At 65.3% G+C, this 22,967-nt stretch carries 21 protein-coding genes; 9 read left to right on the plus strand and 12 right to left on the minus strand.

The annotated features are described in order from the left end of the window. Nucleotides 1-31: 31 nt before the first annotated feature. The 3 genes from CJ014_RS06145 to CJ014_RS06155 are packed head-to-tail and all read right to left on the minus strand — an operon-like array spanning nucleotide 32 to nucleotide 3,119. A complete protein-coding gene (locus tag CJ014_RS06145; RefSeq protein WP_100079649.1) occupies nucleotides 32-802 on the minus strand; it encodes an ABC transporter ATP-binding protein in 771 nt (256 codons plus the stop codon). After that, on the minus strand, nucleotides 799-1,689 hold the full coding sequence (locus tag CJ014_RS06150) for an ABC transporter permease (RefSeq protein ID WP_100079650.1): 891 nt from the start codon (nucleotides 1,687-1,689) through the stop codon (nucleotides 799-801). The genes CJ014_RS06145 and CJ014_RS06150 overlap by 4 nt, the downstream gene beginning before the upstream one ends. Further along, nucleotides 1,686-3,119 (minus strand): sulfatase family protein, encoded by a 1,434-nt coding sequence (locus tag CJ014_RS06155; protein WP_100079651.1) that lies wholly within the window; start codon nucleotides 3,117-3,119, stop codon nucleotides 1,686-1,688. The genes CJ014_RS06150 and CJ014_RS06155 overlap by 4 nt, the downstream gene beginning before the upstream one ends. Before the next feature lie 168 nt (nucleotides 3,120-3,287). Between CJ014_RS06155 and CJ014_RS06160 the strand changes: the two genes are divergently transcribed. Continuing rightward, nucleotides 3,288-4,355, plus strand: coding sequence for a LacI family DNA-binding transcriptional regulator (locus CJ014_RS06160; protein ID WP_100079652.1), 1,068 nt, complete (start codon nucleotides 3,288-3,290; stop codon nucleotides 4,353-4,355). Nucleotides 4,356-4,362: 7 nt separating this feature from the next. Further along, on the plus strand, nucleotides 4,363-5,610 hold the full coding sequence (locus CJ014_RS06165) for an anaerobic sulfatase maturase (RefSeq protein WP_100079653.1): 1,248 nt from the start codon (nucleotides 4,363-4,365) through the stop codon (nucleotides 5,608-5,610). 97 nt (nucleotides 5,611-5,707) lie between these two features. Here the strand turns inward: CJ014_RS06165 and otsB are convergent, their stop codons facing one another. The 3 genes from otsB to CJ014_RS06180 form a co-directional block, all read right to left on the minus strand. Next, complete coding sequence (otsB, locus tag CJ014_RS06170) at nucleotides 5,708-6,418, minus strand: trehalose-phosphatase (protein ID WP_165790766.1); 711 nt, start codon at nucleotides 6,416-6,418, stop codon at nucleotides 5,708-5,710. A 128-nt stretch (nucleotides 6,419-6,546) separates the two neighbouring features. Beyond that, on the minus strand, nucleotides 6,547-7,329 hold the full coding sequence (locus CJ014_RS06175; RefSeq protein WP_100079655.1) for an SDR family oxidoreductase: 783 nt from the start codon (nucleotides 7,327-7,329) through the stop codon (nucleotides 6,547-6,549). Nucleotides 7,330-7,372: 43 nt separating this feature from the next. Beyond that, nucleotides 7,373-8,344 (minus strand): sugar-binding transcriptional regulator, encoded by a 972-nt coding sequence (locus tag CJ014_RS06180; RefSeq protein WP_100079656.1) that lies wholly within the window; start codon nucleotides 8,342-8,344, stop codon nucleotides 7,373-7,375. Nucleotides 8,345-9,018: 674 nt separating this feature from the next. Here CJ014_RS06180 and CJ014_RS06185 point away from each other — a divergent pair. From CJ014_RS06185 to CJ014_RS06215, 7 genes are all read left to right on the plus strand, one after another. Continuing rightward, entirely contained in the window at nucleotides 9,019-9,765 is a 747-nt protein-coding gene (locus CJ014_RS06185) for a transketolase (protein WP_425351897.1), read from the plus strand. After that, nucleotides 9,762-10,703 carry a transketolase family protein gene (locus CJ014_RS06190; RefSeq protein WP_100079658.1) on the plus strand — a complete coding sequence of 314 codons (942 nt, stop codon included), beginning with the start codon at nucleotides 9,762-9,764 and terminating at the stop codon, nucleotides 10,701-10,703. Before CJ014_RS06185 ends, CJ014_RS06190 begins: the two co-directional genes overlap by 4 nt. Nucleotides 10,704-10,706: 3 nt before the next feature. After that, on the plus strand, nucleotides 10,707-12,200 hold the full coding sequence (locus tag CJ014_RS06195) for an FGGY family carbohydrate kinase (RefSeq protein ID WP_100079659.1): 1,494 nt from the start codon (nucleotides 10,707-10,709) through the stop codon (nucleotides 12,198-12,200). A 245-nt stretch (nucleotides 12,201-12,445) separates the two neighbouring features. Next, nucleotides 12,446-13,429: an ABC transporter permease gene (locus CJ014_RS06200; protein WP_100079660.1), complete on the plus strand. Its 984-nt coding sequence runs from the start codon at nucleotides 12,446-12,448 to the stop codon at nucleotides 13,427-13,429. A 163-nt stretch (nucleotides 13,430-13,592) separates the two neighbouring features. Further along, nucleotides 13,593-14,528, plus strand: coding sequence for a sugar ABC transporter substrate-binding protein (locus CJ014_RS06205; RefSeq protein WP_100079661.1), 936 nt, complete (start codon nucleotides 13,593-13,595; stop codon nucleotides 14,526-14,528). A gap of 159 nt (nucleotides 14,529-14,687) precedes the next feature. After that, nucleotides 14,688-16,187, plus strand: a complete 1,500-nt coding sequence (locus tag CJ014_RS06210; protein WP_100079662.1) for a sugar ABC transporter ATP-binding protein — start codon at nucleotides 14,688-14,690, stop codon at nucleotides 16,185-16,187. Nucleotides 16,188-16,293: 106 nt separating this feature from the next. Then, the gene (locus CJ014_RS06215) at nucleotides 16,294-17,058 is read left to right on the plus strand and encodes an SDR family oxidoreductase (protein WP_100079663.1); all 765 of its coding nucleotides are present in this window, start codon (nucleotides 16,294-16,296) and stop codon (nucleotides 17,056-17,058) included. A 271-nt stretch (nucleotides 17,059-17,329) separates the two neighbouring features. Here the strand turns inward: CJ014_RS06215 and CJ014_RS28125 are convergent, their stop codons facing one another. The 6 genes from CJ014_RS28125 to CJ014_RS06240 form a co-directional block, all read right to left on the minus strand. Next, nucleotides 17,330-17,890, minus strand: coding sequence for a P-loop nucleotide/nucleoside kinase family protein (locus CJ014_RS28125; RefSeq protein ID WP_245427135.1), 561 nt, complete (start codon nucleotides 17,888-17,890; stop codon nucleotides 17,330-17,332). Nucleotides 17,891-17,915: 25 nt separating this feature from the next. Next, nucleotides 17,916-18,833 carry an ROK family protein gene (locus CJ014_RS28130; RefSeq protein ID WP_245427137.1) on the minus strand — a complete coding sequence of 306 codons (918 nt, stop codon included), beginning with the start codon at nucleotides 18,831-18,833 and terminating at the stop codon, nucleotides 17,916-17,918. A gap of 97 nt (nucleotides 18,834-18,930) precedes the next feature. Next, nucleotides 18,931-19,848, minus strand: a complete 918-nt coding sequence (locus tag CJ014_RS06225; protein ID WP_100079664.1) for a tagatose-bisphosphate aldolase — start codon at nucleotides 19,846-19,848, stop codon at nucleotides 18,931-18,933. Between the two features lie 52 nt (nucleotides 19,849-19,900). Then, complete coding sequence (locus tag CJ014_RS06230; protein ID WP_100079665.1) at nucleotides 19,901-20,704, minus strand: ATP-binding cassette domain-containing protein; 804 nt, start codon at nucleotides 20,702-20,704, stop codon at nucleotides 19,901-19,903. Beyond that, nucleotides 20,701-21,795 (minus strand): ABC transporter permease, encoded by a 1,095-nt coding sequence (locus CJ014_RS06235; RefSeq protein ID WP_100079666.1) that lies wholly within the window; start codon nucleotides 21,793-21,795, stop codon nucleotides 20,701-20,703. The genes CJ014_RS06230 and CJ014_RS06235 overlap by 4 nt, the downstream gene beginning before the upstream one ends. Before the next feature lie 166 nt (nucleotides 21,796-21,961). Then, on the minus strand, nucleotides 21,962-22,939 hold the full coding sequence (locus CJ014_RS06240; protein WP_100079667.1) for an ABC transporter substrate-binding protein: 978 nt from the start codon (nucleotides 22,937-22,939) through the stop codon (nucleotides 21,962-21,964). Nucleotides 22,940-22,967 lie beyond the last annotated feature (28 nt).

Raw genomic sequence — 22,967 nt, forward strand, 5'->3', positions numbered from 1 at the left:
CTCCCTTGGTGATGATCGGGCAGTCGCGGCTTCAGTTGAGGGCCGGGTGATAGACGGACCGCCACACCTCGTTGCGCAGCGCGGCGAAGGCGGCGGACAGGCGGATGTCCTCGGTGCGCGGGAACGGCAGGTCGACGTCGACGACGCGGTGGAGGCGGCCCGGGCGGGCGGCCATCACCACCACGCGGTTGGCGAGATAGACCGCCTCGTCGACGTCGTGGGTGATGAACACCACCGTGCGCCGTTCGCGGCTCCACATGGCGAGCAACTGGTCCTGCAACTGCACGCGGGTCAGCGCGTCGAGGGCACCGAACGGCTCGTCCATCAGCAGGATCTTGGGATTGACCGCGTAGGCGCGGGCGATGGCGCAGCGCTGCTTCATGCCGCCGGACAGCGTCTTCGGCAGCGCTCCGGCGAAATCGGTCAGGCCCACCAGGTCGATGAAGTGATCGGCGATGCGGCGGCGCTCGTCGCGGCGGTGACCGGCGATCCTGAGGCCGAATTCGACGTTCTGCCGCACGGTCAGCCAGGGGAACAGCGCGTATTGCTGAAAGATGACGCCGCGCTCCGGCCCCGGCCCCTCGACCCTGGCGCCGTCGACGGTGATGCCCCCCGACGACGGCCTGACGAGGCCGGCGGCGACGTTGAGCGCCGTCGACTTGCCGCAGCCGGACGGCCCCACCACCGTGACGAACTCGCCGTCGGCGACGTCGAGATTGAAGTCCTCGATCGCGTTGAACGGCGCCTGCCCGGCCACGGCATAGGTCTTGGTGACGTTGCGGAAGGAGATCTTGGCGGTCATAGCTTCTCCTGCCAGGCGGTGAGAAAGCCGTCGATCGCCAGGACGACGCGGTCCATCAGCAGGCCGAGGACGCCGATCGAGATCAGGCTGACGAAGATGGTGGGCAGGTCGTAGTAGAGCTGGGCCTGCTGCATGCGGAAGCCGAGGCCCGACTGGGCGGCGATCAGCTCGGCGGCCACCACCGTCGCCCAGGACGAGCCGAGGCCGATGCGCACGCCGACCATGATGTAGGGCAGGGAGGCCGGCACCACGACGCGGCGGAAGATGGTGAAATCGCCGGCCCCCAGCACGCGCGCCGCGTTGATCAGCGTCTTGTCGACGTTGACGACGCCCTGGTAGGTGGCGACGACGCTCGACAGGAAGGACGACAGGAAGATCACGAAGATCTTCGGCGTCTCCTCGATGCCGAGCGTGACAATGGCCAGCGGGATGATGGCGAGCGGCGGGATGGTGCGAAAGAACTGGACATAGGGCTCGATCACCGCCCGGGCGAGGCGGTACCAGCCCATCAGGAAGCCGATCGGGATGGCGACGGCGATGCCGAGCAGGAAGCCGCTGGAGACGCGGGCGAGGCTGGCCGCCGCATCCGACCAGAGGAGGCCGTTTTTCGCCTGCACCACCGCCTGGCGGCCGACCTCGAGCGGCGTCGGCAGGCCGACCATGCCTTCGGTCGTGAACAGCCCCCAGATCAGGATGCCGGCGACGACGGCCAGGACGTTGATGGCGAGCCGGCCGGCGCGCCGGTCGAGCAGGGAGCGTTGCGCTGCGTTGCCGGCGGTGTCTTCGAGCGGTGCGGGCGCCAATGCCGTCTTCCCTTCGGCAGAGCGGGTGAGACGCGGCCGGCGGAAAGCGGCCGGGTCCGGGCGGTCGGAGGCGGCGAGCGTCATCTCGCCTCCGCCAGGAGATCGCGGGTGCGATAGTTGGACTCGATCAGCCAATCGCGGATGGCATCGAGCAATTCGCGCCGCTTGTCGAGATGGGCGGGATCGTCCCAGAGATTGTCGACCTCTGCCGGGTCGTTGTCGAGATCGAACAACTGGCCCTCGTCGGTGCCCTTGAACTGGACGAGCTTCCAGTTCTCCGAGCGGACGCCGATGATGAAGTCGGCGCCGGTCAGCGAGATGTCGCCGGCCTGCTCGAAGAAGACGTGGGCGCGCGGCGTCCACGCCGTTCCCTCCAGGGCGGGCTTCAGGCTCGCGGCCTCGAAGCTCGCGGGCGGCGTGATGCCGGCGTATTCGAGGATGGTCGGCCCGAGGTCGAACAACTGGCAGAGGCCGTCGACGCGGCGGCCGCCCGCGAAACGCCCGGCCGTCGACCAGACGATGGCCGGCACGCGCGTCACGGCGTCGTACATCGACCACTTCTGGCTGAGGCCGTGGTCGCCGAGGCATTCGCCGTGGTCGGAGGCGAAGATGACGATGGCGTCGTCGAGATAGCCGCGATCGCCCAGGACGCCGAGCAGTTCGCCGATCTTCTCGTCGATCAGCGTGACGTTGCCGAGATAGTGCGCCCAGAGCCGCTGCAATTGCTCGCGGGACGGCTCGAGGTCCCAGGCGACAGAATCGTGATCGACCGCGACGTCGTGGTGGCGCTTTTCCCTGAGGGCCGTCGGCAGGCTGTCGATTTCGGCTTGCGACGGTGCGGGCAGCGGCAGGTCGTCGCGGTCGAGATAGGCCGCCGAATAGCGGGCCGGCGGATCGTAGGGCGGATGCGGCCCGGGAAAGCCGACCTGCAGGAACAGCGGCTCCGTTTTCGGATAGGTGTTGACCCACCACTTGGCCATGTTGGCGACGAAGGTGTCGGAGTGCAGCTCCTCCGGCAGTTCCCAGTCGAAGGCGCCGAGCCGCTCGCGGTAGTCGTCGCGCTGCCGGTAGAGCTCGCGCTGCTGCTTGACGAGACCGTGGGCGGCGAGCGCCTTGTCCCATTCGTCGAAGAACCAGCGGCCGTCGAGATAGCGGTCCTTGTTCTCGACCACGTAGCGCTCGTCGAAGCCGGCATCGGCGTCGTAGGGCACGGTGTGCATCTTGCCGACGTTGACGCAGCGGTAGCCGGCCTCGCGCAACTGCGACACCCAGGTGCGCCGCCACTTCTGGCCGTTGGCCAGGATGCCGGTGCTGTGGGGATAGTAGCCGGTGAACAGGCTCGCCCGCGACGGCACGCAGCTCGGCGCGGTGATATGGCAGTTGGAAAACACCACGCCCCGCTCGGCGAGCGCGTCGATGTTGGGCGTCGAGGCATAGGGAAAGCCGAGGGCGCCGATCGAATCGTAGCGTTGCTGATCGGTGATGATGAGAATGATGTTCGGCCGTGCCGCCATGCGCGCCCCCGTTCGGATAGGTCCCGATCCTAGAGACAGGCGCCGGCGACAGAAGACATGGATTTGCTAATTCCGGCCCGATCGGGACAAAAAAGTTACCGATAACTCAACGTTCACTTGGGCGGCGAACCTGCCGTTCGCCAGGGCGTTCGGTATATAAAAGGCCGGATGACCGACAGGACGACGCCGACCCTTGCCTCCATCGCCGCTCGCGTCGGCGTTTCCGTCAACACGGTTTCGCGCGCCCTCAGGGCGCCGAACACGGTGCGCCCCGAACTGCGCCAGAAAATACGCGCGGCGATGGACGAACTCAATTACGTCCCCAACCGGCTGGCCGGTGGCCTGTCCGGCACTCGCTCCGACGTGGTCGGCGTGATCGTCACCTCGCTGCACCATTCGGAATTTGCCAGCCTCGTCGACACGTTGCAGGCCGAGCTTCTCGCCCAAGACTTGCAGGTGATGCTCGCCAATACCCGCTACGATCCCGACGAGGAGGTCCGCCTCGTCCGCGCCGTGCTGAGCTGGCGGCCGGCCGCCATCGCCATCGTCGGCATCGACCATCCGCCGAAGGCGGTCGAACTGCTGAAGGCGGCCGGCGTGCCGGTGGTCGAAATGTGGGACGTCGACGGCCCGGTGATCGATACCGCCGTCGGCATCGATCACCGGGCGATCGGCCGCGCCCAGGGGCAGCACCTCGTCGAGCGGGGCTATCGGCGCCTCGCCTTCCTCGGCAGCCTCCGCGACAACGACAGCCGCGCCCACAAACGCCTGGCGGGCGTCGAGGAGGCGACGTCGGCGGCCGGCCTCGGCCATGTGGTGCGGAGGACCGAACCGCTGCCGGGCAACCCCGACCTCGGCGAACGTCTGCTGGGCGAGCTGATCGAGCGGCAGTCCGACGTCGACGCCGTCGTCTGCAACAGCGACGTTATCGCCTACGGCGTGCTGCGCGGGCTGCGGCGGCTCGGTCGCGACGTGCCCGGCGACGTCGGCGTGATCGGCTTCGGCGACAGCGAGGCATCGAGCTGCCTCACCCCGGCGCTCACCACCGTCCGCCCGGACCGCGAGGCGATCGGCCGGCTGGCCGCCGCCGCCATCCTGTCGCGCATCGACGGCGGCGGGCCGGAAATCCGGCGTGCCGACTGGCGCCTGATGACGCGGGAAACGACGGCCCGCCAATCCCGGATACCGCTTGCCATGGCAGCGGCCATTCCGGCCGATCCTCTCGGGAAAGGCTAGGTCATCGATGTCCGCCCAGCGCCGAACGGCCCGCAAGCCCTTCCACGTCATGGCCAAGCCGACCGGCTTCCAGTGCAACATCGCCTGCGACTACTGCTTCTATCTCGAAAAGGAAGCCGGCACGCTGAAGCCCCGGACGCACCAGCGGCACATGGACGACGCGACGCTCGACGCCTTCGTCCGCAGCTATATCGAGGCCAATCCCGCGCAGACGGTGGAATTCGCCTGGCAGGGCGGCGAGCCGACGCTGGCCGGCATCGCCTTCTACGAGAAGGCGCTGGCGCTGCAGGCAAAATACGCCCGCGGCAAGACGGTCACCAACGCCATGCAGACCAATGGCCTGTTGATCGACGACGCCTGGGCGAAGTTCCTCGCAGACAATAAATTTCTCGTCGGCGTGTCGATCGACGGCCCGCCGCACATCCACGACCGCCACCGCGTCGCCCGCAACGGCCGCGGCGTCGCCGACCGGGTGCTCGCCGGCCTCGACCATCTGAGGCGGCAGGGCGTCGAGCACAACGTTCTCACCGTGGTCAACGCCACCACGGCCGAGCATCCGGCCGAGATCTACCGCTACCTGACGGGCGATCTCGGCGAGACCTTCCTGCAGTTCATCCCCGCCGTCGAGCAGCGGCCGGCCGGCGCCACCGCCGGCGAGCTCGCCCATCCGCAGGCAACCGTCGCCCGCCTCACCGACTGGTCGGTGTCCGGCGAGGCCTACGGCCGCTTCATGATCGGCATCTTCGAGGAATGGGTGCGGCGCGACGTCGGCCGGGTCTTCGTGCAACTGTTCGACAACGCGCTGGCCGCCTGGCTCGGCGAGCGGGCGAGCCTCTGCATCATGCAGCCGTCCTGCGGCGCCGCGCTGGTCGTCGAGCAGAACGGCGATGTCTATTCCTGCGACCACTACGTCTATCCCGAGCACCGGCTCGGCAACCTCCGGACAGATTCCCTCGCCGCCCTGGTCGACGGCCGCAAGCAGCACGCCTTCGGCATGATGAAGACCGAGCTGACGCCCGACTGCGTGCGCTGCGACTGGCGCTTCGCCTGCCACGGCGGCTGTCCCAAGCACCGCATCCACCAGGTCGGCAACCGCTGGCACAACCATCTCTGCGCCGGCTACAAGGCGATGTTCGCCCACATGGACCCCTACATGCGCTTCATGGCCGAACAGATCCGCCGCGGACGAGCCCCGGCCGACGTAATGTGTTTCGCATCGGCCATCGCCGCCGACCGCCCGTCGACTGCCTGTTGACGATACTCCCGATCGTCGGATGCGGTTGCGGGATCAGGCCGCCGTCAACCCCAAGGTATCAGCGCGCCGACCTGGGCTTCGGCACCGACGACGGAATTTACGCCGCTATGGAATTGATAAATGCCAGGACTTCGCGCGTGTCCTGAAGACGATAGGGCGCATTGCTTTCTCCAGGCCCCACGCGGATTGAAATGCCGCCTAGAGAATTGACGATCAAAAACCCGGCTTCGTCCGCTAAATCATCGCCAATAAAAACAGGTATGCGTCCTGAAAACGGTACCCGGGCCATCAGTCTGCCAATGCCGCATCCCTTGTCGGCTACGACCGGTCTGAACTCGGCAACGCCCCGACCGGCCTGCAGCGCAAAATCCGGCATGACTTTGCAAGTGTCGAAGGCGAATTGACAGGCGAGGTCGGCAATCTCGAGCGCGTCGTGGAATTGCAGCACAACCGTAAGGGATTTTCTTTCCACATAGACCCCTCGGTGCTTTTCCGCCCACGCCGACGAAAGCGCGAACAGGCGTTCAAGCCCCTCGACAATGCGATTCAGGTTTTCACCGGCGAGACCGAATTCGATCGGGGAGTTGGGTGCCGCCCGAAATTCGAAACCATGCGCTCCCGAAATTGCCAGTTGAATCGGTCCGAGCAGCTTGTCGAATTCGGCAACTCCACGCCCGCTGACGATAGCCGTGGCGCCGCCGGTCCTTTGTACCAGCCGTTCGAGCAGACCCGGCAACCGTGGATCGACTTCGGGTATCAGTCTGGTTTCGGATGCATAAGGGACAAGCGTCCCGTCGAAGTCGAGCATCAGAGCGATTTTGCCAGGCTGGACAACGGGTGGCATCATAATTCGATCTTCGGCATGGACTGGGCCCTTTCGACTTGAGCTCAGCCTTCAGGCTGAGCTCGATTAGTCTCTTCTTTGCGGGGAGCCGTTCAAGACATGAACATGCCGCCATCGATATTGATGGTCTGTCCCGTCACATAAGCGGCATCGTCGCTCGCAAGGAAGGCAACCACGCCCGCGACGTCCTCGCCGGTTCCGACACGGCCGATTGGAATATTGGCAACCCATTCGGCCATCAACTCGCCCGGCTTGTAGTCGCCCAGAAGCTTGCCCCAGGCCTGATCGTTGTAAGCCCACATATCCGTGTCGATAATGCCGGGGCAGAAGGCGTTGACGGTGATTTTTTCCTTCGCGACCTCTTTGGCCAGGCTCTGGGTAATGCCCATGACGCCGAACTTCGAAGCCGCATAGTGCGGCGTATAGATGAAGCCCTGCCGGGACTGCCCGGAGGCGGTATTGATCAGACGGCCGCCGCGCCCATGCTTGCGCATCCGCCGGATAGCTTCCTGGCAGCACAGAAATACGCCGGTCGTGTTGACCGCCAATACCTTGTTCCACTCGGCTTCGGTGAGATCCTCGATCTTGGCGATGGTGATGACACCGGCATTCTGGCAGGAAATGTCGATCGAGCCGAAGGCTGCTTCGGCGGCATCGTAGAGGGCGATCACCGAGGCTTTGTCGGTGACATCGTTGATCGACCATTCGGCGCGGCCGCCCTCGGCCCGGATCGCCTTGGCGACCTCCTCCACCCGGGCCTCGTTGGCGCTGACGAACACGGAAGCTCCCTCCTGCGCAAAACGCCTGGCAATTGCTGCGCCGATACCTCGGCTTGCGCCGGCAACGACCACCGTCTTGTTGTCAAATCGCGCCATGATTTCCTCCTGGGTTTGTCAGTTGGCACTGTTGGTTGGAAATCTATTCCCTGTGCGGAAACGGCAGGCTCAGCAGGCGTTCCGCAGTAAACTTGTCGGTGATGAAGGTATCGACCCAGCCGCCGACCAAAGCGCCGTGGATGGTGGCGGTCTTGCGGGCGCCACCGGCTACCCCGATCACGTGCGGGACACTCTTGAGTTCGGGGAGAGTGATGCCGATCACGCGCTCGTCGAACGGACTGTCGACAAACCGGCCATCTGCATCGAAAAAGCGCATGCAAATATCACCGACCACGCCGCGTTGCTTGAGGTCGGACAGCTCGTCGGCGGCGAAGGTGTTGCCGGAATTGTGCAACATGTAGGACGGTTCGAGCGTACCGATGCCGACGATTGCCATGGTCAGGCGGCGAAACTGCTCCATCGTGGAGCGGACATAGCCGTCCCCGAGCATGACAAGGCGGGCAGCCGACGAGGCGGTGACCCCCGGAGCGGGCAACAGCACGGGGGCTGCGCCAACCAGACTTGCAAGACGGGTGGTGATCTGGGTAGCGTGGCTTTGTACGGCAGGGTTACCGATACCGCCTACGAGCTGAATCACCTTTTCCGCCTTGAGCCGCTTGATTGGATGAATAGCGTCGACCAGGCGCAGTAATGCAGAGCTCCAGCAGGAAATGCCGATCACCTCATCCGGGCTGACCGTTGATTCAAAGTAATATGCAGCAGCGCTTCCGATGGCGGAAAGAATTGCCTCGTCGCGGTCTTCATAGCACTCGGCGACCACCACCTCGGCAAGCCGATACCGGTCACGCAATTGATCCTCGAGCTGAGGATATGTCCCGCGCGGCGCATTGATCGTGATCCGCACTATTCCTTCGTCCACGGCGCGCGACAGCAGGCGCGATACCGTTGCCTGCGACAAATGCAGCTGCTTGGAAATCTGGGCCTGCTTCAGATTTTTCTCGTGATATAGTTGGGCAACCCGCGCCATTAGTCGCAGCTCGTAAATACGGCTCATGAAAACCTCCAGATAACAGAACGACGCGGCCGTCCGTTGCGGACGCGCATCGTTGCTGGATACTGAATGTATATTCCAGAGCGTAGTTTATTCATAGCCGGGCACCATCGAGCGACGACGGCGTACTCTCAAAAAAAGACCTTGTTTACCTTGGCTTACAGATGAGGACCAAAATCGCCCATCGGAGGCCTTGTTGGGAAAGCCTATAAGGATCCATTTATTGGATGTCAATCCTGTATTGAATAAATATTCAATCTGATTGCCAGACGGCGCCATCATATGTGAAATTATGTTTGCATGCTGAAGTTGCAGAAAGTTTGCGGGCTAACCGCATGAAAACTCTCCATAGGCGACGTTATAGCCAGTTCAATCGATTTGCAGCTATCCTATTTGACCACAGCTAAAACGAGAAATCGAAACCAATCGAAAGAAAACGCGCCTCAATGAGGAGGCCGCGAAAAAATTCCTTGACGCTTTTCAATCATTTTCCTATATTGGAAGAACATCCGATAATGAATAAATATTCCAAGCGGGAGGACGCTATGGGAACGATCGGAACCCTCACGTCAGTCGAGGCCTATCCGACGCCGGACACGCTTTCCTCTCTTCCCCGAGAGCGGCGGGCGGCTCTGCTTTATCGGCTTGCCCAGACCGCAAGGCGATCGATCGTCGAGATGATCGGCACCGCGCGGCTCGGCCACATCGGGGGCGACTTTTCCATCACCGATGCCATGACGACGTTGTTTTTCGGCGTCCTGCGCCTCGATCCGGCCAATCCTGATTGGCCGGAGCGGGACCGTTTCATCCTGTCGAAGGGGCATTGCGCGGCTTCGCTCTATTCGGTGCTGGCCATGCGCGGCTTTTTTCCGACGGACTGGCTATCCACCTTCATGCAGCCGCTGTCGGTGCTCAACGGCCACCCCAACCGCAAGATCCCGGGCGTCGAGGCCAACACCGGCCCGCTCGGCCACGGCCTGCCCATCGGCGTCGGCTCGGCCATCGCCTCGCGCCTTTCCGGCAAGAACTGGCGGACTTTCGTCGCCCTCGGCGATGGCGAGCTGCAGGAAGGCTCCAATTGGGAAGCCGCCATGGCGGCCGGCCACCGTGGGCTCGACAATCTCGTCGCCGTCATCGATCGCAACCGATTGCAGCAAGGCGCCCGTACCGAGGAAACCAACCGGCTCGATCCGCTTGCCGAGAAATGGGCCGCTTTCGGCTGGGAGGCCATCGAGATCGACGGCCATGATCACGCCGCCCTTTACGAGGTGTTCACCCGTCCCGGCCGGGGCAAGCCGCTCGCCGTGGTCGCCAACACCATCAAGGGCAAGGGCGTCTCGTTCATCGAGGATCGCGTCGAGTGGCACCACAAGGTGCCGTCGCCCGAACAGGTCAAGCTGGCCCTCGAGGAGCTTGCCCGATGAACGCGCCGCTCGCCACCTTTGACTGCCGTCAGGCCTTCGCCGAGACCCTCTCCGCCCTGGCCCGGGAAAACGACCGCATCGTCGCCGTCTGCAACGACAGCGTCGGCTCCTCCAACCTCGTCGCGTTCCAGAAGGAATTCCCGAACAGGCTCGTCAACGTCGGCATCGCCGAGCAGGACCTGATCGGCGTGGCGGCTGGGCTGGCCAACGGCGGCTTCATTCCGTTCGTCTGCGCCGCCGCTCCCTTTCTGACCGGTCGGGGTGCCGAGCAGATCAAGGCCGACGTCGCCTACAGCAAATATCACATCGTCCTCTGCGGCATGAGCCCGGGCATGGCTTATGGTGAGCTCGGCCCCACCCATCACTCGATCGAGGACCTTTCCTGGATGCGGGCCATGAGTGGCCTGTCGGTTCTAGTGCCGGCCGATCCCGAACAGACCATTGCCGCCGTGAAGTGGGCCGCAGCCGCCGACAAGCCGATCTACATGCGGATCGGCCGCACGAAAGTGCCGTCGGTGAGTGCCGGCCAGGCCGACCCGTTCGTCTACGGAAAAGCAAACGTGGCGCGCGGCGGCGGCGACGTCACGGTGATCGCCACCGGCATCCTGGTATCGCGCGCCATCGAAGCCTCCGAACGCCTGGCGGCCGAGGGCATCGGCGTGCGCGTCGTCAACATGTCGACCATCTCGCCGCTCGACGAGGCCGCCGTGATCGCCGCTGCGAAGGAGACCGGCGCGATCGTGACGGCGGAGGAGGCGCTGACCGAAGGCGGACTTGGCGCTGCCGTGGCGTCGGTGGTCGTCCGTCACCATCCCGTTCCGATGCGCATCCTCGGCGTGACCGGCTTCGCACCGACGGGAAGTGCCGAGTTCCTGCTCGATCATTTCCACCTCAACGCCGACGGCATCATCGCCGCGGTGAGAGAACTGAGGGGGTGAGGAATGGCTTCGCCTTTGATTTTGGCCATCGATCAGGGTACCGGCTCCAGCAAGTGCCTGCTGGTCGACGAACGGGGTGAAGTGGTGGCCCGCGGCGGCGCGCCGCTCGGTCAGTCCACGCCGCAGCCGGGATGGGTCGAGCAGGATCCCGAGGAAATCTGGGCCAGCGTGCGCACCGCGGTGGCCGCCTGCGTCACTGCCGAGCTGGCCGCGCGCGTCGTGGCCGTCGGGTTCAGCACGCAGCGCGAATCCTGCGTCATCTGGGACAGGAAGACCGGGAAGGCGCTGACGCCGCTTCTGTCCTGGCAGGATCAGCGGACGGAGGATCTCTGCGCCGGCATTCGCGCCAGAGGTCAGGGCGCCATCATTCGCGAGAAGAGCGGTTTGCCGCTCGATCCCATGTTCACGGCGGTCAAGGCGAAATGGCTGCTGGACCGCATCGATCCGGATCGCCAGCGGGCGCGCGCCGGCGACATCGTCATCGGCACCATCGACAGCTTCCTGCTGTCCCGCTTCGGCGGCGAGGCGTTCGTCGAGGCCGGCAATGCCTCGCGCATGCAGCTCGTGAACGTCGGCATTGCCGAATATGACGAGGTTCTGCTCGACATCTTCGACATTCCAAGGGCGGCGCTTCCCCGCATTGTTCCCTCGATCGGGCCATTCCCGGCCTGCCGGGATTTCGCGCCGATCCCCGACGGCGTGCCGGTGCGGGCGATCATGGCCGACTCCCATTCTGCCCTGTTCGCTCACGGCGCCTACAAGCCCGGCCCGATCAAGGCGACCCAGGGCACGGGCTCTTCGGTGATGGGTCTCTTCGACTCTACCTCTGTCAGGGGCGGCAATGCCTTGCATCCGGGCCTCTGCCTGACGCTGGCCTGGTGGATCGACAAGCCGATGCTGGGTTTCGAAGGCAACATCCGCTCGGCCGGTTCGACGATCCTCTGGATGGCCGATTTGCTCGGTATCGATCCCGGCGAATTGGCTCGGCTCGCCGCCACCTGCGAGGACGCCGGCAACGTCTACGTGGTGCCCGGCTTCAACGGATTGGGTGCGCCCTGGTGGGACGGCAACGCTGTCGGCACGATTTCCGGCGTGACGCTCGGTGCCGGACGTTCGGTCATCGCCAGGGCGACGATCGATTCGCTCGCCCATCAGATTGCCGACGTGGTCGATGTGGTCAGGCAGTCAGGCCTGGTTGTCGACCGCCTGCACGTCGATGGGGGACCGACCCGCAACGATCAGCTCATGCAGTTCGAGGCGGACATGACGGGCGTGACCGTGGCGCGCACCGATACCGCCGAGCTGTCGGCTATGGGTGTCGCCCACCTTGCAGGCATAGCGGAAGGAATTTTCACCTTCGCGGGATTGAGCCGGATGGATCGTGGCGGACGGAGCTTCACGCCGGTGCTGGATGAAAAGGCGCGCATGGCGAAACGGCTCGGCTGGCGCCGGGCGGTTGCCCGGTCGCTCGGGTCCGTCGCCCCTGCCGAGCCATAAAGAGGCAGCCGTCGCTTCGAGGAAAGCGGAGGCCCGGAGTGAAGGAGTTCGTCGGCAACGGCCTCTCTCGCTCGTAAATATTATGACTCGGACGCAAGTGTAACCCCGTTTTCACTTAGGTCATCCGGTCACGAGATATCGAATTTGCGGCAATGAGTCTGAATAGTCCGCCAGGGGAGGGATGAAAACCTGTCGGAGGAGCGGACTTCGAGTGGTTGCTGCATCTGCTAGGGAGGAGTGTTGCTATGGCCAGCCTTGCCGGAACCAAATCAGGTGATACCAAGGCCACCTGGAAGAGCTATTTTAGCGGAGGCGCGGTAGGGCCGTTCCTTGGGTTGGTAGCGCTTTGCATATTTCTCTCGTTCACGTCCGAAACATTTCTGACGCTCCGGAATTTCCTGAATGTCATGGACCAGATCACCGTCATCGGCGTGATGGCGCTTGGCATGACCCTGGTCATCCTTCTCGGCGGCATCGACCTCAGCGTCGGCTCGGTGCTGGCGCTTTCCGGCATGGTGCTCGGCTATCTGGGAAACAACCTTGGCTGGCCGTTTGCCGTCGGCATCGTCGTCGCGCTGGTCGTTTCCGCGCTCTGCGGTGCGGTTTCCGGTTTGATGATCACCAAGCTGAACATGCCGGCCTTCATTGCCACGTTGGCGATGATGTCGATTGCCCGCGGCATCGCTTCGATCATCACCGATGGCCAGCAGATCGTCGGCTTTCCTGATTGGTTTTCCAATCTGGCGATTATTCGCCATTTCGGCCTGTTGAGCGCCACCGTCTCGGTGATGATCGTGCTGACGATCATCTTCTACGTTTTCCTGAAATATCGCCCGGCGGGACGGGCTCTTTATGCCGTCGGCGGCAATCCCGAGGTGGCGCGTCTCGCCGGCATCCATGTCGAACGCGCGACGCTCCTGGTCTACACGACGTGCGCGCTGCTGTCCGGCCTGGCGGGCGTCATTCTTTCCGCGCGGCTCGACAGTGCGCAGCCCAGCTCGGGTATCGGCTATGAGCTCGACACCATCGCCGCGGTGGTGATCGGCGGTGCCAGCCTCGCCGGCGGCGTCGGCGGCATCGGCGGAACGGTGGTGGGCGTGCTTATCATCGGCTTCCTGCGCAACGGCCTCAATCTCCTGCATGTTTCGCCCTTCGTGCAGCAGGTGATCATCGGCGTCGTCATCGCGCTGGCCGTCGCCGCCGATACGTTCCGCGCCCGTCGCCGCTGAAGCCGCCTGCCGACCGGAGAATTGCCGGCGCAAACATCCTTTGCGTTGGCCCGGAGTTCGCCACACCGGCGAAACGAGGTCCTTCTGGGACCCAAGAAGACCGCGAAACGTAGGGGAGGAGCCCTTCGTCGCGGACAGACATCAGCAACTGGAGGAAACTGTAATGCTGTCTCGTGCTGTTCTCTTTACTGCCGCCGCCGCTCTGGCTCTGGTGGGCGCCGTTGATATCGCGAACGCCAAGGAAGCCAAGAAGATCGGTCTTGCGGTCGCCAATCTGCAGGCCGACTTCTTCAATCAGATCAAGCAGTCGGTCGAAGCCTACGGCAAGACCAAGGATCTCGAGATCATCACGGTCGACGCCAAGGGCGATGCCGCCACCCAGGTCAGCCAGATCCAGGATCTGCTCGCCCAGAACATCGACGCCCTGATCTACATCCCGGCCGGCGCCACTGCGGCGTCGGTGCCCGTCAAGGCCGCCAAGGCCGCCGGCGTGCCGGTCATCAACGTCGACCGCAACGCCGAAGGCGCGCCCGGCGATACCTTTATCGCCACGAACTCCGTCGAATCCGCCAAGAACCTTTGCGATTACATCGGCAAGCAGACGGGCGGCAAGGGCGAGATGCTGATCATCCATGGTCAGAAGGGTACGACGCCCGAGGTCGATCGCACCAAGGGCTGCGCCGAGGCGCTGCAGGCCTACCCGGACATCAAGGTGGTCGGCGAATTGTGGTCGGAAGGCTGGCATCAGGACGAGGGCTTCAAGCTGACGCAGGACCTGCTGCAGACGAACCCCGACGTGAGCATCATCTGGGGGCAGGCCGATGCGCTGGCGCTTGGCGCCGCTCAGGCCGTTAAGGTCGCCCATCCCGATCATCCGATCCTGGTGGCCGGCTTTGACGGCGATACCGCCGCCCTCGTCGCTCTGAGGGACGGCGTCTTCGACGTGACCGTCACGCAGCAGACCCAGAAAATGGGCCGCCTGGCCGTCGATTCCGCCATTGCGCTGGTCAAGGGCGAAACGGTGCCGGCCGAGCAACTGCAGCCGGCGACGCTGACGACCAAGGACAACGTCGCCCAGTTCGTGGCGGAGCATCCTTGATGCGGCCGCGGCGGCGGGTCGATCTCGCCGCCGCCATGTCGAGTCCGAATTGTCCGCAGTAGCTCCACGATCATGCGGACATCCCGGGCGCCGCGACGGATGGGAACTCCTCCCCCTCTTCCCCCGGAGCGGCGCCCCCTGCCACAAGGTTGAGCGGCCATGTCCGAACAGTCCATTCAGTCCGACACAATTCTGAGCGTTCGCGGCATCACGAAGAAATATGGTTCGGTAACCGTGCTGAGCGACGTCGATCTCGATGTGCGACACGGAGAGGTGCTGGCGCTTCTGGGTGAGAATGGCGCCGGAAAGTCGACCATCTCCTCGATCATTGCCGGTCTGGTGCAGCCGACGACCGGCACCATGACCTGGATGGGCGAACCGCACGCACCGCAATCCCCCGCCGATGCGCTCTCGGCCGGCATCGGTCTGATCCATCAGGAAATGCGCCTGCTGCCTGCTCTTTCGGTCGCCGAGAATGTCTTCGTCGGCCGGCTTCCGATACGAATGGGGCGCGTCGACCGTTCCGGCATCAATCGACGCGCCGCCGAACAGCTCCGACGGCTCGGTCTCGACATTGCGCCGACCACGCTTGTCCGCGACCTTAAGGTCGCCGCCCAGCAGCAGGTGGAGATCGCCAAGGCGCTGACGCTGAATGCGCGTCTGCTGATCTTCGACGAGCCGACCGCCGCGCTTGGCGGCGAGGAGACGCTTCGCCTGTTCGAGCGCATCGAACAGCTCAAGGCGGAAGGGGTATCGTTCATCTACATCAGCCATCGCCTGGACGAGATCGCCCGCATCGCCGATCGCGTGGCGGTTCTGCGCGACGGTCAACTGGTCGCGACGCACGAAACCGCTCAACTGCCCGTCAAAACGCTGGTCGAGGAAATGGTCGGCCGTCCGCTCGATCGCATGTTCCCCGACCTTGACGAAGCCATCGGAGAAACGCTGCTCGAAGTGGAGGACATCACGAGCGCCAGCGGCGCTTTCAAGAACGTGAGCTTCTCCGTGCGCCAGGGCGAGGTGCTCGGCATCGCCGGCATCGTCGGGGCCGGCCGTACCGAATTGGTCAGGGCGATAGCCGGTGCCGATCCGATCGCAGCGGGCGTCGTCAAGATCGCCGGCAAACCAATCCGCCTCAGCCATCCGAGCGACGCGCTCGACCAGGGAATCGTGCTGGTGCCGGAGGACCGCAAGGCCCAGGGCCTTATTCTGCCGCAGACCATCGCCGAGAACATTGCACAGACCAACTATGACCAGATCGCGCCCAAGGGCTGGATCAATCCCAAGGCGGTCGACCGGTTCGCGCGCGTCGCCATCGAGCGCTTCGGCGTCAAGGGCCGCGCCGAACAGCGCGTCAACGAGCTGTCGGGCGGCAATCAGCAGAAAGTCGTCATCGCCAAGTGCATTTCGCGCAATCCGCGGGTGGTCATTCTCGACGAGCCGACGCGAGGCATCGACGTCGGCGCCCGCGCCGCCATTTACGAGGTCATCGCCGGCCTGGCGCGTCAGGGCATGGCGGTCGTCGTGGTCAGCTCGGACCTCGACGAGGTATTGGGCCTCGCGCATCGGGTGATGGTGCTGAGCCGTGGCATCAACCGCGGGATTCTCGATCGGGAAAAGGCCGACCGGGTGGCTGTGATGGAGCTGGCGACCACTTAGCGGCGCACCGGCGACAGGCGGCCGCCGTCAATGGCTTGGGAGGTCCGGGAAAGAGCGTGCACCCGCTCCGAATGGAACCGGTGCGCGGCATGCAAGGAGAGGAAAAATGGACAAGTTCAGCCTCAAGGGGGAAGTCGCCTTCGTCACGGGTGCCGGAAGCGGCATCGGGCAGGCGATCGCGCTCGATATCGCTGCCGCCGGTGCCGACGTTGCGCTGTTCGATCTGTCGAATAGCCAGGGCATCAGGGAGACGGCCGCGAAGATCGAGGCGCTTGGACGCAAGGCTCTGATCACCGCCGGCAACGTCACCGATCTTGCCTCGCTGGAGGCCGCTGTCGGCGAGACCGAAGCCAAGCTCGGGCCGCTCTCGGCCGCCGTCAACGCCGCCGGCATCGCCAACGCCGCGCCGGCCGAAGAGATGCCGCAAAGCCAGTGGCAGAAGGTGATCGACATCAACCTGACCGGTGTTTTCCTGTCCTGCCAGGCCGAAGGCCGCGCGATGATCCGCCATGGTTGCGGCGCCATCGTCAACATCGCGTCGATGTCCGGCACGATCGTCAACCGTGGCCTTACGCAGGTTCACTACAACGCTTCCAAGGCCGGCGTCGTCCACCTCAGCAAAAGCCTGGCGATGGAATGGATCGGCAAGGGCATCCGGATCAACGTCATCAGCCCCGGCTATACGCTGACGCCCATGAACCTGCGGCCGGAGGTCGCCGAGCAGCGCAAGATCTTCGAGCGGGACACGCCGATCCAGCGCATGGCGACACCCGATGAGATGGGTGGGCCGGCCGTATTCCTGCTTTCGAAAGCCGCGTCGTTCATCACCGGTGTTGATCTGCTCGTGGACGGCGGCTTCGAGTGCTGGTGATCATGAAACTCTAGAGCATCGGACCGAAAAGTGGAATCCGGTTTTCGGTAAATCCGATGCGAGAACAAAAGGCTAGATCGTCGCTTTGCGTCCGTTAGGACGCACGACGATCTAGACGGGGGCACCTGCTGACAGTGGCGGGTGCCCTTCCTTTGACGAAACGCCGCGCGACCGGCAGGCCGGCTGGACCGGGCCATGCCGCGGCATGGTCGGTGTCGATGGCTTTAGGCTCTTAGGGCAGTGCCACCAACAAGCGCCGCGGGACCAATGCTCAGCGGGCCTCGGAGGAGCGGTCCAGTTCCTCACGAAGCAACTCATGGAGCTTGCGTAGGAGCCCGTCCTCATCGAGCGGCCGTTCGGTGTCGACATCGATCACCGGCCAGCGGCCGATCGGCGTGGCGCGCGCGGCGAGATCGGCAAGCTCGGTTGCGTAACCGGCCGGTGGATGGCCGGGATGGCGATCGCCGGCGCGGGTGCGATAGCGCTCGGCGCAGACCTCCGGCGGCGCGTGACACCAGACTTCGATCACCCGGCCGGCCTTCGCCCGGACGAGATGGTCCTCGAGCACGTCGAGCGGCACAAACTTGTGCCAGGCGTCGACAACGGCGCCGAGACCGTCGGGGAATCCGGCAATGGTCGAGAAAACGGCCTGGTAGGCGGCCCGGCCGAGCCGGCGGCTATAGTCGCGGTCGCCGATGCCGAGATGATCGAAGAAAGCCTCCTTGACCGTATCGACGGCAAGGATCGGCAATCTCAGCCGGTCGGCGATCGCCGCGGCGACGGTGGACTTGCCGCTGGCCGGCACGCCGTTGACGAGAACAATGGGATGCATGACGACCGTCTCGGAAGAATGCAGGCTAGAGTATTGAAATTAAAGCCGGCGGGGCGCTTGCCGCATCCTCGATCCGGCCGAGAGCGCACAGTCCGGCGCCGATGACGCCGGCATCGTCGCCGAGTTCGGCCGCCCGGATGTCGTAGCGGTACCAGCTATCCTCCGCCGGCAGTCTTTTCAGAGCTCGGACCATGGCCGCGCCGAGGCCGCCTCCGAACAGCACGACATCCGGGTCGAAGGCGGCGGCCATCGAGGTCGCCGCGTCGCGCATCGGCGCGGCCCAGGCCGAAAGGACCGCCTCGGCGACCGTGTTGCCGGCATCGGCCGCCGCGAACAGATCGTCCACCCGGGTGTCGGAAGCAAGCCCGGCCTGCCGGATGTGCCGGCCGAGCGCCGTGCCGGAACTGGTGGTCTCGACGCAGCCTCGCCGGCCGCAGTTGCAGGGTTCGCCGCCCGGCCGGACGGTGATGTGGCCAAGTTGGCCAGCCGTCGCCCGGCCGTGCACCGGCCGGCCGTTCTGGGCGATCGCGCCGCCGATGCCGGTGCCGATCGTAAACATGACGACGTTGGCCGCGCCGCGCGCCGCGCCGACGGCGCATTCGGCGATCAGCGCCATGGTACAGTCGTTGTCGACGACGACGGGCAGATGGCTGGCCGTTCCGAGCAGCCCGGCGAGCGGCAGGCCGCCGAGATCGAGGTAGCCGGCGGAGAGTATCAGGCCGGCGGCGGCGTCGATGCGGCCGGGCATGCCGACGCCGATCGCGCCGACATCCGGGCCTCGCCTTGCCGCGACGATATCCACGAGGCGAGCCAGGAAGGCCTCCCGCCCCCTGGTGACCCGTTCCGCGTGGCGCGATCGAATGCGGCCGGCCCCGTCGATCTCGGCGACGCGCAAGTTGGTGCCGCCGACGTCGACGCCGAGCGCGGTTGGTTTGCTGGTCATGGATCACCTCCCGGCGCGGGATCGCTTGCGGGCGGACGACGCGCAGGCCGTTCTGCCCCGACGGCGGCGGACTTTCGATCGCTTCTTTAGTCGCGGATCAAGCCGGTTCGGGCACCCGCACGGCAAAGCCGTCGAGGATGGCCTGGAGCTGGCGGAGACGGGGGGTCGCCACGTTGGCGAGCCGGCGCTGCTCTTCCTCGCGGTCGATCGAGATGCAGTCCTTCCACAGCGAGCGACCGGCGATGACGCCGGAGGCGCCATTCTCCATCGCGACCTTCACCTGACCGAGGAAGGTCTCGTGATCGACGCCGGCCGACAGCACCGCCCAGGGGACGTCGCGGGCGATCTCGCTGATGACCCGGCAGGAGGCGGCGCTGCCGGGGAAAGGCAGCTTCAGCACCTTCGCGCCTTCGTCGATGGCGATGCGCGCGCAGCCCTCGATCAGCCTGCCGAAGTTTGCCTTGTACTCGGCCTCGTCCTCTCCCTCGAAGGCATAGGTGAGGATCTCGACCACCAGCAGCAGGTCTTCCTTTGCGAAGTCGGCGACGCAATCGCGGATGAGCTGGATATTGTGCGTGTTGGCCGCCGGCCGGTCGGGGCGAAGATAGACCATCAGCTTGCCGCCCGTGCCGCCCAGCTCCCGCACGCGGCGGGCATCGATGCCGGGAACCAGCCTGGACAGGCGGTAGCCGCTCGGGTCGGTGTCCCAGCCGGAGGCATCGAGACCGATGAGGAGCGCCGTATCCCGGCCCAGGACTCCCTCGTCGACGACGCGCGGAACGGCGCAGACCGGATCGAGCAACACGCAGGAGGCGGCATTGGCGAGATAGGCGACGATGTCGGACTTGACGTCGCCGAGCTTTCGCTCGTCGATCTTCGCCTGCTCCTCCGGCGTCGCGGCGAGGATCTTGCGCATGGCGCCGCGCTGGTCGCAGGCGACGACCATCATCCGGCCGTTGGTCCCGCAAATCTGCTGATAGCCGCGATATTCGGCCGTGGTCATCCTGTTTGACATTTTCTGTTCCGTGTCGCTTGTCGTTGATTGCTTGGGGAGGGGGATGGCTGCCTCAGCCGACCATCAGCCGGACGACTTCGTTGGCGTTGGTGTCGGCCGCCCTGAGGTCGGCGACGGCGCGGCCGCGCCGCATGATGAACAGCCGGTCGGCCACCTCGAACACGTCCTGCATGTTGTGGGAGATGACGATCACCGGCACGCCGCGCGCCTTCAGCGCCTCGATCAGGGACAGCACCTTCTTCTGCTCGGGCACGCCGAGCGCCGCCGTCGGCTCGTCCATGATCATCAGCCGCGCCTTCCAGTAGACGGCGCGGGCGATGGCCGTCGCCTGACGCTGGCCGCCGGACAGCGTGCGCACCGGCGCGTCGAGGTTGCGGATGTTGATGTGCAGCTCGGAGAGCACCGACTTGGCTTCCGAACGCATCCTGGCTTCATTGAGGCCGGGCAGGAAGCGGTAGGCCTTGCCGGGCAGTTCGCGGCCGAGGAAGATGTTCTCGGCGGCGCCGAGGTTGTCGCAGAGCGCTAGATCCTGGAACACCGTCTCGATGCCGAGGTCGCGCGCTTGCAGGGGCGAGCGGATCTCCACCTCCTTGCCGTCGAGTTCGATGCTGCCGCCGTCGGGGCGATGGACGCCGGCCACCGTCTGGATCAGCGTCGACTTGCCGGCCCCGTTGTCGCCGAGCAGCGCGACCGTCTCGCCGGGATAGACGTCGAAGTCCACCTGGTCGACGGCGACGAGCCCGCCGAAGCGCTTGGTCAGCTTGCGGCAGCGCAGCACCGGCGCCAGGCCTTCCGGATGCGGCCCTTGCGGAATGGAGGCCGGCGCGGTCCGCGTTTCGGTTGCGAGCGGGCTCATGGAAAGAACCTTCCCTTGGCCTGATCCACCAGGACGGCCATGATGATGACGGCGCCGACGGCGACGTACTGCCAGAAGGGATCGATGCCGAGGATGACCAGGCCGTTCTGGATGACGGCGATCACCAGGGCGCCGACGATGGTGCCGAGGATGCGGCCCTGGCCGCCCAGCATGGAGGCGCCTCCGATGGCGATGGCGGCGACCGACGACAGCATCAGAGCGTCGCCGGCGTTGGCGACGCCGCCGTTGAAGCGCAGCACGTAGAGGAAGCCGGCGAGGGCGGCCGACGTCGAGCAGAGCACGTAGATACGGAACAGCGTCCACTCGAGCGGAATGCCGGCGCGGGAGGCCGCCTTGGGATTGCCGCCGACGGCGTAGACGTGGCGGCCGAAGCGGGTGCGGCCGAGCAGCCAGCCGAAGAACGCCGCCAGGATGACGATGTAGACCACCTGCAGCGGGAAGAAGCCCATGACGTCGCGCACGGCGGCGCCGCTCACCCCCTCGGGCAGGCCGAGGATCGATAGGCCGGCCTCGGGGTGAAAGTAGGCCAGGAAGCCGTTGCCGAAGAAACCGAGGCCGCGCGTCGCGATGGATACCGGCGGACCGCCGGACAGCACGTAGGCGACTCCCTGGGCCACCGACAGCGTGCCGAGCGTGGCGATGAACGGCGGCACCCGCATGTAGGCGACGAGGGCGCCGTTGACCGCGCCGGCGGCGAGACCGATCAGCAGCGCCATCGCCAGGCCGGCGAAGATGATGACCGGCAGCGGATAGCCCGTCAGTCCCTGCATCACCAGCGCGCTGGCGACCGAGGACAGCCCCATCACGAAACCGGTCGAAAGGTCGATGCCGGCCGAGATGATGACGAAGGTCTGGCCGAGCCCCAGCACCAGCAGCACGGCCATGTTGGCGCCGACGGCCTGGAAGTTGAAGAGATCGAAGAAGCCGGGCGCAACGATCGAGAAGAAGACGATCAGGGCGATCAGGAACAGCACCGCCCAGAGGCGGCTGGCGAGGGCGATCAGACCTGCCGGCCGGATGTTCTCGTCGTCGATGGAAGGAGGTGACATGGTCGTTGGATTGGCACTCATGGAGCGCGTCCTCGGGCTTTGGTGAAAGAGGGGAGCGGGCGCGCGACAGGGCGCCCGCGCCGCCGAACGGCGATCGACGTGTCGCGGGAAAAGGGCGTCGCGGATCGCCGCAGCGGCGGCGCGGTGACTTGCGAGGGCGGAAGCTCCGCTTCCGCCCGCCCGACCGTCACTTTGCCTTGTAGATCGCCGCCTGGGCGTCCGGCGTGTCGACGTTGTCGCGGGTGATGGTGACGAAGGGCACCGCGACCTTGGCCGGAATATCCGTTTTGCCGGTCAGCGAATCGAACACCGCCTGCACGGCCACCGCGCCGATCTCCGCCGGCTGCTGGGCGATGACGATGTCGATCGTGCCGTCCTTCAGGCTGGCGATCGCCTCCTCGGGGGCGTCGAAGCTGGCGATCTTCACCGTACCCTGCAGGTTGGCGGTGCGGGTTGCCGCCGCCGCGCCCTGGGCGCTGAACAGGTTGCCGCCGAAGATGGCGCCGATCTCCTTGTCGCGTTGCAGCGCCGCCTGCGTCAGGTTGGTGGCGTTGGTGGCATTGGACTGGGTGTAGTCGACGCCGGCCAGCTTGACGGCGCCGCCCGTGGCATCGACCGCCGCCTTGCAGCCGTCACGGCGCAGCGTGTCGGACGGCACGTTGGGCGTCGAGACGAGGATGTAGAGCGATCCCTTGCCGCCCATGGCGTCGATCAGCGCCTCGCAGGCCACCTTGCCGCCGGCGAAATTGTCGGACGACACGGCCGATACCGGGAAGTTCACCGTGCCGTCCTTGTAGTCGCCGTCTCCGACGAAGGTGTCGGCCGTCGCGATGGCGATGCCGGACTGGAAGGCCCGCTCGAGCACCGGCACCATGGCGGTCGGATCGTTGGGAACGGCGACCATGCCGTTGACTTTCTTGGCGATCATGGCGTCGATCAGCGGCGTCTGAAGCTGCGGGTTCCACTGCGACGGGCCGTCCGCCACCAGCTTGATGCCGAGTTCCTCGGCTTTTGCCCGGGCTCCCTTTTCCATGGTGACGTAGAAGGGATCGCCCTTGATGCCGTAGATCAGCGCGACTGTAATGTCGGCCGGCGCCAGCGATGCGGCCATTGCACTCGTCGACGAGATCAATGCGGCAGCCAGCGCGATGGAAATCTTCTTCATCTGTTTCCTCCCAAAACCGGCGATGGCT

The sequence above is a fragment of the Pleomorphomonas carboxyditropha genome, from assembly GCF_002770725.1.
GTDB classification, from domain to species: domain Bacteria; phylum Pseudomonadota; class Alphaproteobacteria; order Rhizobiales; family Pleomorphomonadaceae; genus Pleomorphomonas; species Pleomorphomonas carboxyditropha.

Bases quoted from the DNA above. Each gene is read 5' to 3' on its own strand.
- CJ014_RS06145 (WP_100079649.1), bottom strand. From the start codon at position 802: ATGACCGCCAAGATCTCCTTCCGCAACGTCACCAAGACCTATGCCGTG.
- CJ014_RS06150 (WP_100079650.1), bottom strand. From the start codon at position 1,689: ATGACGCTCGCCGCCTCCGACCGCCCGGACCCGGCCGCTTTCCGCCGG.
- CJ014_RS06155 (WP_100079651.1), bottom strand. From the start codon at position 3,119: ATGGCGGCACGGCCGAACATCATTCTCATCATCACCGATCAGCAACGC.
- CJ014_RS06160 (WP_100079652.1), top strand. From the start codon at position 3,288: ATGACCGACAGGACGACGCCGACCCTTGCCTCCATCGCCGCTCGCGTC.
- CJ014_RS06165 (WP_100079653.1), top strand. From the start codon at position 4,363: ATGTCCGCCCAGCGCCGAACGGCCCGCAAGCCCTTCCACGTCATGGCC.
- otsB (WP_165790766.1), bottom strand. From the start codon at position 6,418: ATGCTCGACTTCGACGGGACGCTTGTCCCTTATGCATCCGAAACCAGA.
- CJ014_RS06175 (WP_100079655.1), bottom strand. From the start codon at position 7,329: ATGGCGCGATTTGACAACAAGACGGTGGTCGTTGCCGGCGCAAGCCGA.
- CJ014_RS06180 (WP_100079656.1), bottom strand. From the start codon at position 8,344: ATGAGCCGTATTTACGAGCTGCGACTAATGGCGCGGGTTGCCCAACTA.
- CJ014_RS06185 (WP_425351897.1), top strand. From the start codon at position 9,019: ATGATCGGCACCGCGCGGCTCGGCCACATCGGGGGCGACTTTTCCATC.
- CJ014_RS06190 (WP_100079658.1), top strand. From the start codon at position 9,762: ATGAACGCGCCGCTCGCCACCTTTGACTGCCGTCAGGCCTTCGCCGAG.
- CJ014_RS06195 (WP_100079659.1), top strand. From the start codon at position 10,707: ATGGCTTCGCCTTTGATTTTGGCCATCGATCAGGGTACCGGCTCCAGC.
- CJ014_RS06200 (WP_100079660.1), top strand. From the start codon at position 12,446: ATGGCCAGCCTTGCCGGAACCAAATCAGGTGATACCAAGGCCACCTGG.
- CJ014_RS06205 (WP_100079661.1), top strand. From the start codon at position 13,593: ATGCTGTCTCGTGCTGTTCTCTTTACTGCCGCCGCCGCTCTGGCTCTG.
- CJ014_RS06210 (WP_100079662.1), top strand. From the start codon at position 14,688: ATGTCCGAACAGTCCATTCAGTCCGACACAATTCTGAGCGTTCGCGGC.
- CJ014_RS06215 (WP_100079663.1), top strand. From the start codon at position 16,294: ATGGACAAGTTCAGCCTCAAGGGGGAAGTCGCCTTCGTCACGGGTGCC.
- CJ014_RS28125 (WP_245427135.1), bottom strand. From the start codon at position 17,890: ATGCATCCCATTGTTCTCGTCAACGGCGTGCCGGCCAGCGGCAAGTCC.
- CJ014_RS28130 (WP_245427137.1), bottom strand. From the start codon at position 18,833: ATGACCAGCAAACCAACCGCGCTCGGCGTCGACGTCGGCGGCACCAAC.
- CJ014_RS06225 (WP_100079664.1), bottom strand. From the start codon at position 19,848: ATGTCAAACAGGATGACCACGGCCGAATATCGCGGCTATCAGCAGATT.
- CJ014_RS06230 (WP_100079665.1), bottom strand. From the start codon at position 20,704: ATGAGCCCGCTCGCAACCGAAACGCGGACCGCGCCGGCCTCCATTCCG.
- CJ014_RS06235 (WP_100079666.1), bottom strand. From the start codon at position 21,795: ATGAGTGCCAATCCAACGACCATGTCACCTCCTTCCATCGACGACGAG.
- CJ014_RS06240 (WP_100079667.1), bottom strand. From the start codon at position 22,939: ATGAAGAAGATTTCCATCGCGCTGGCTGCCGCATTGATCTCGTCGACG.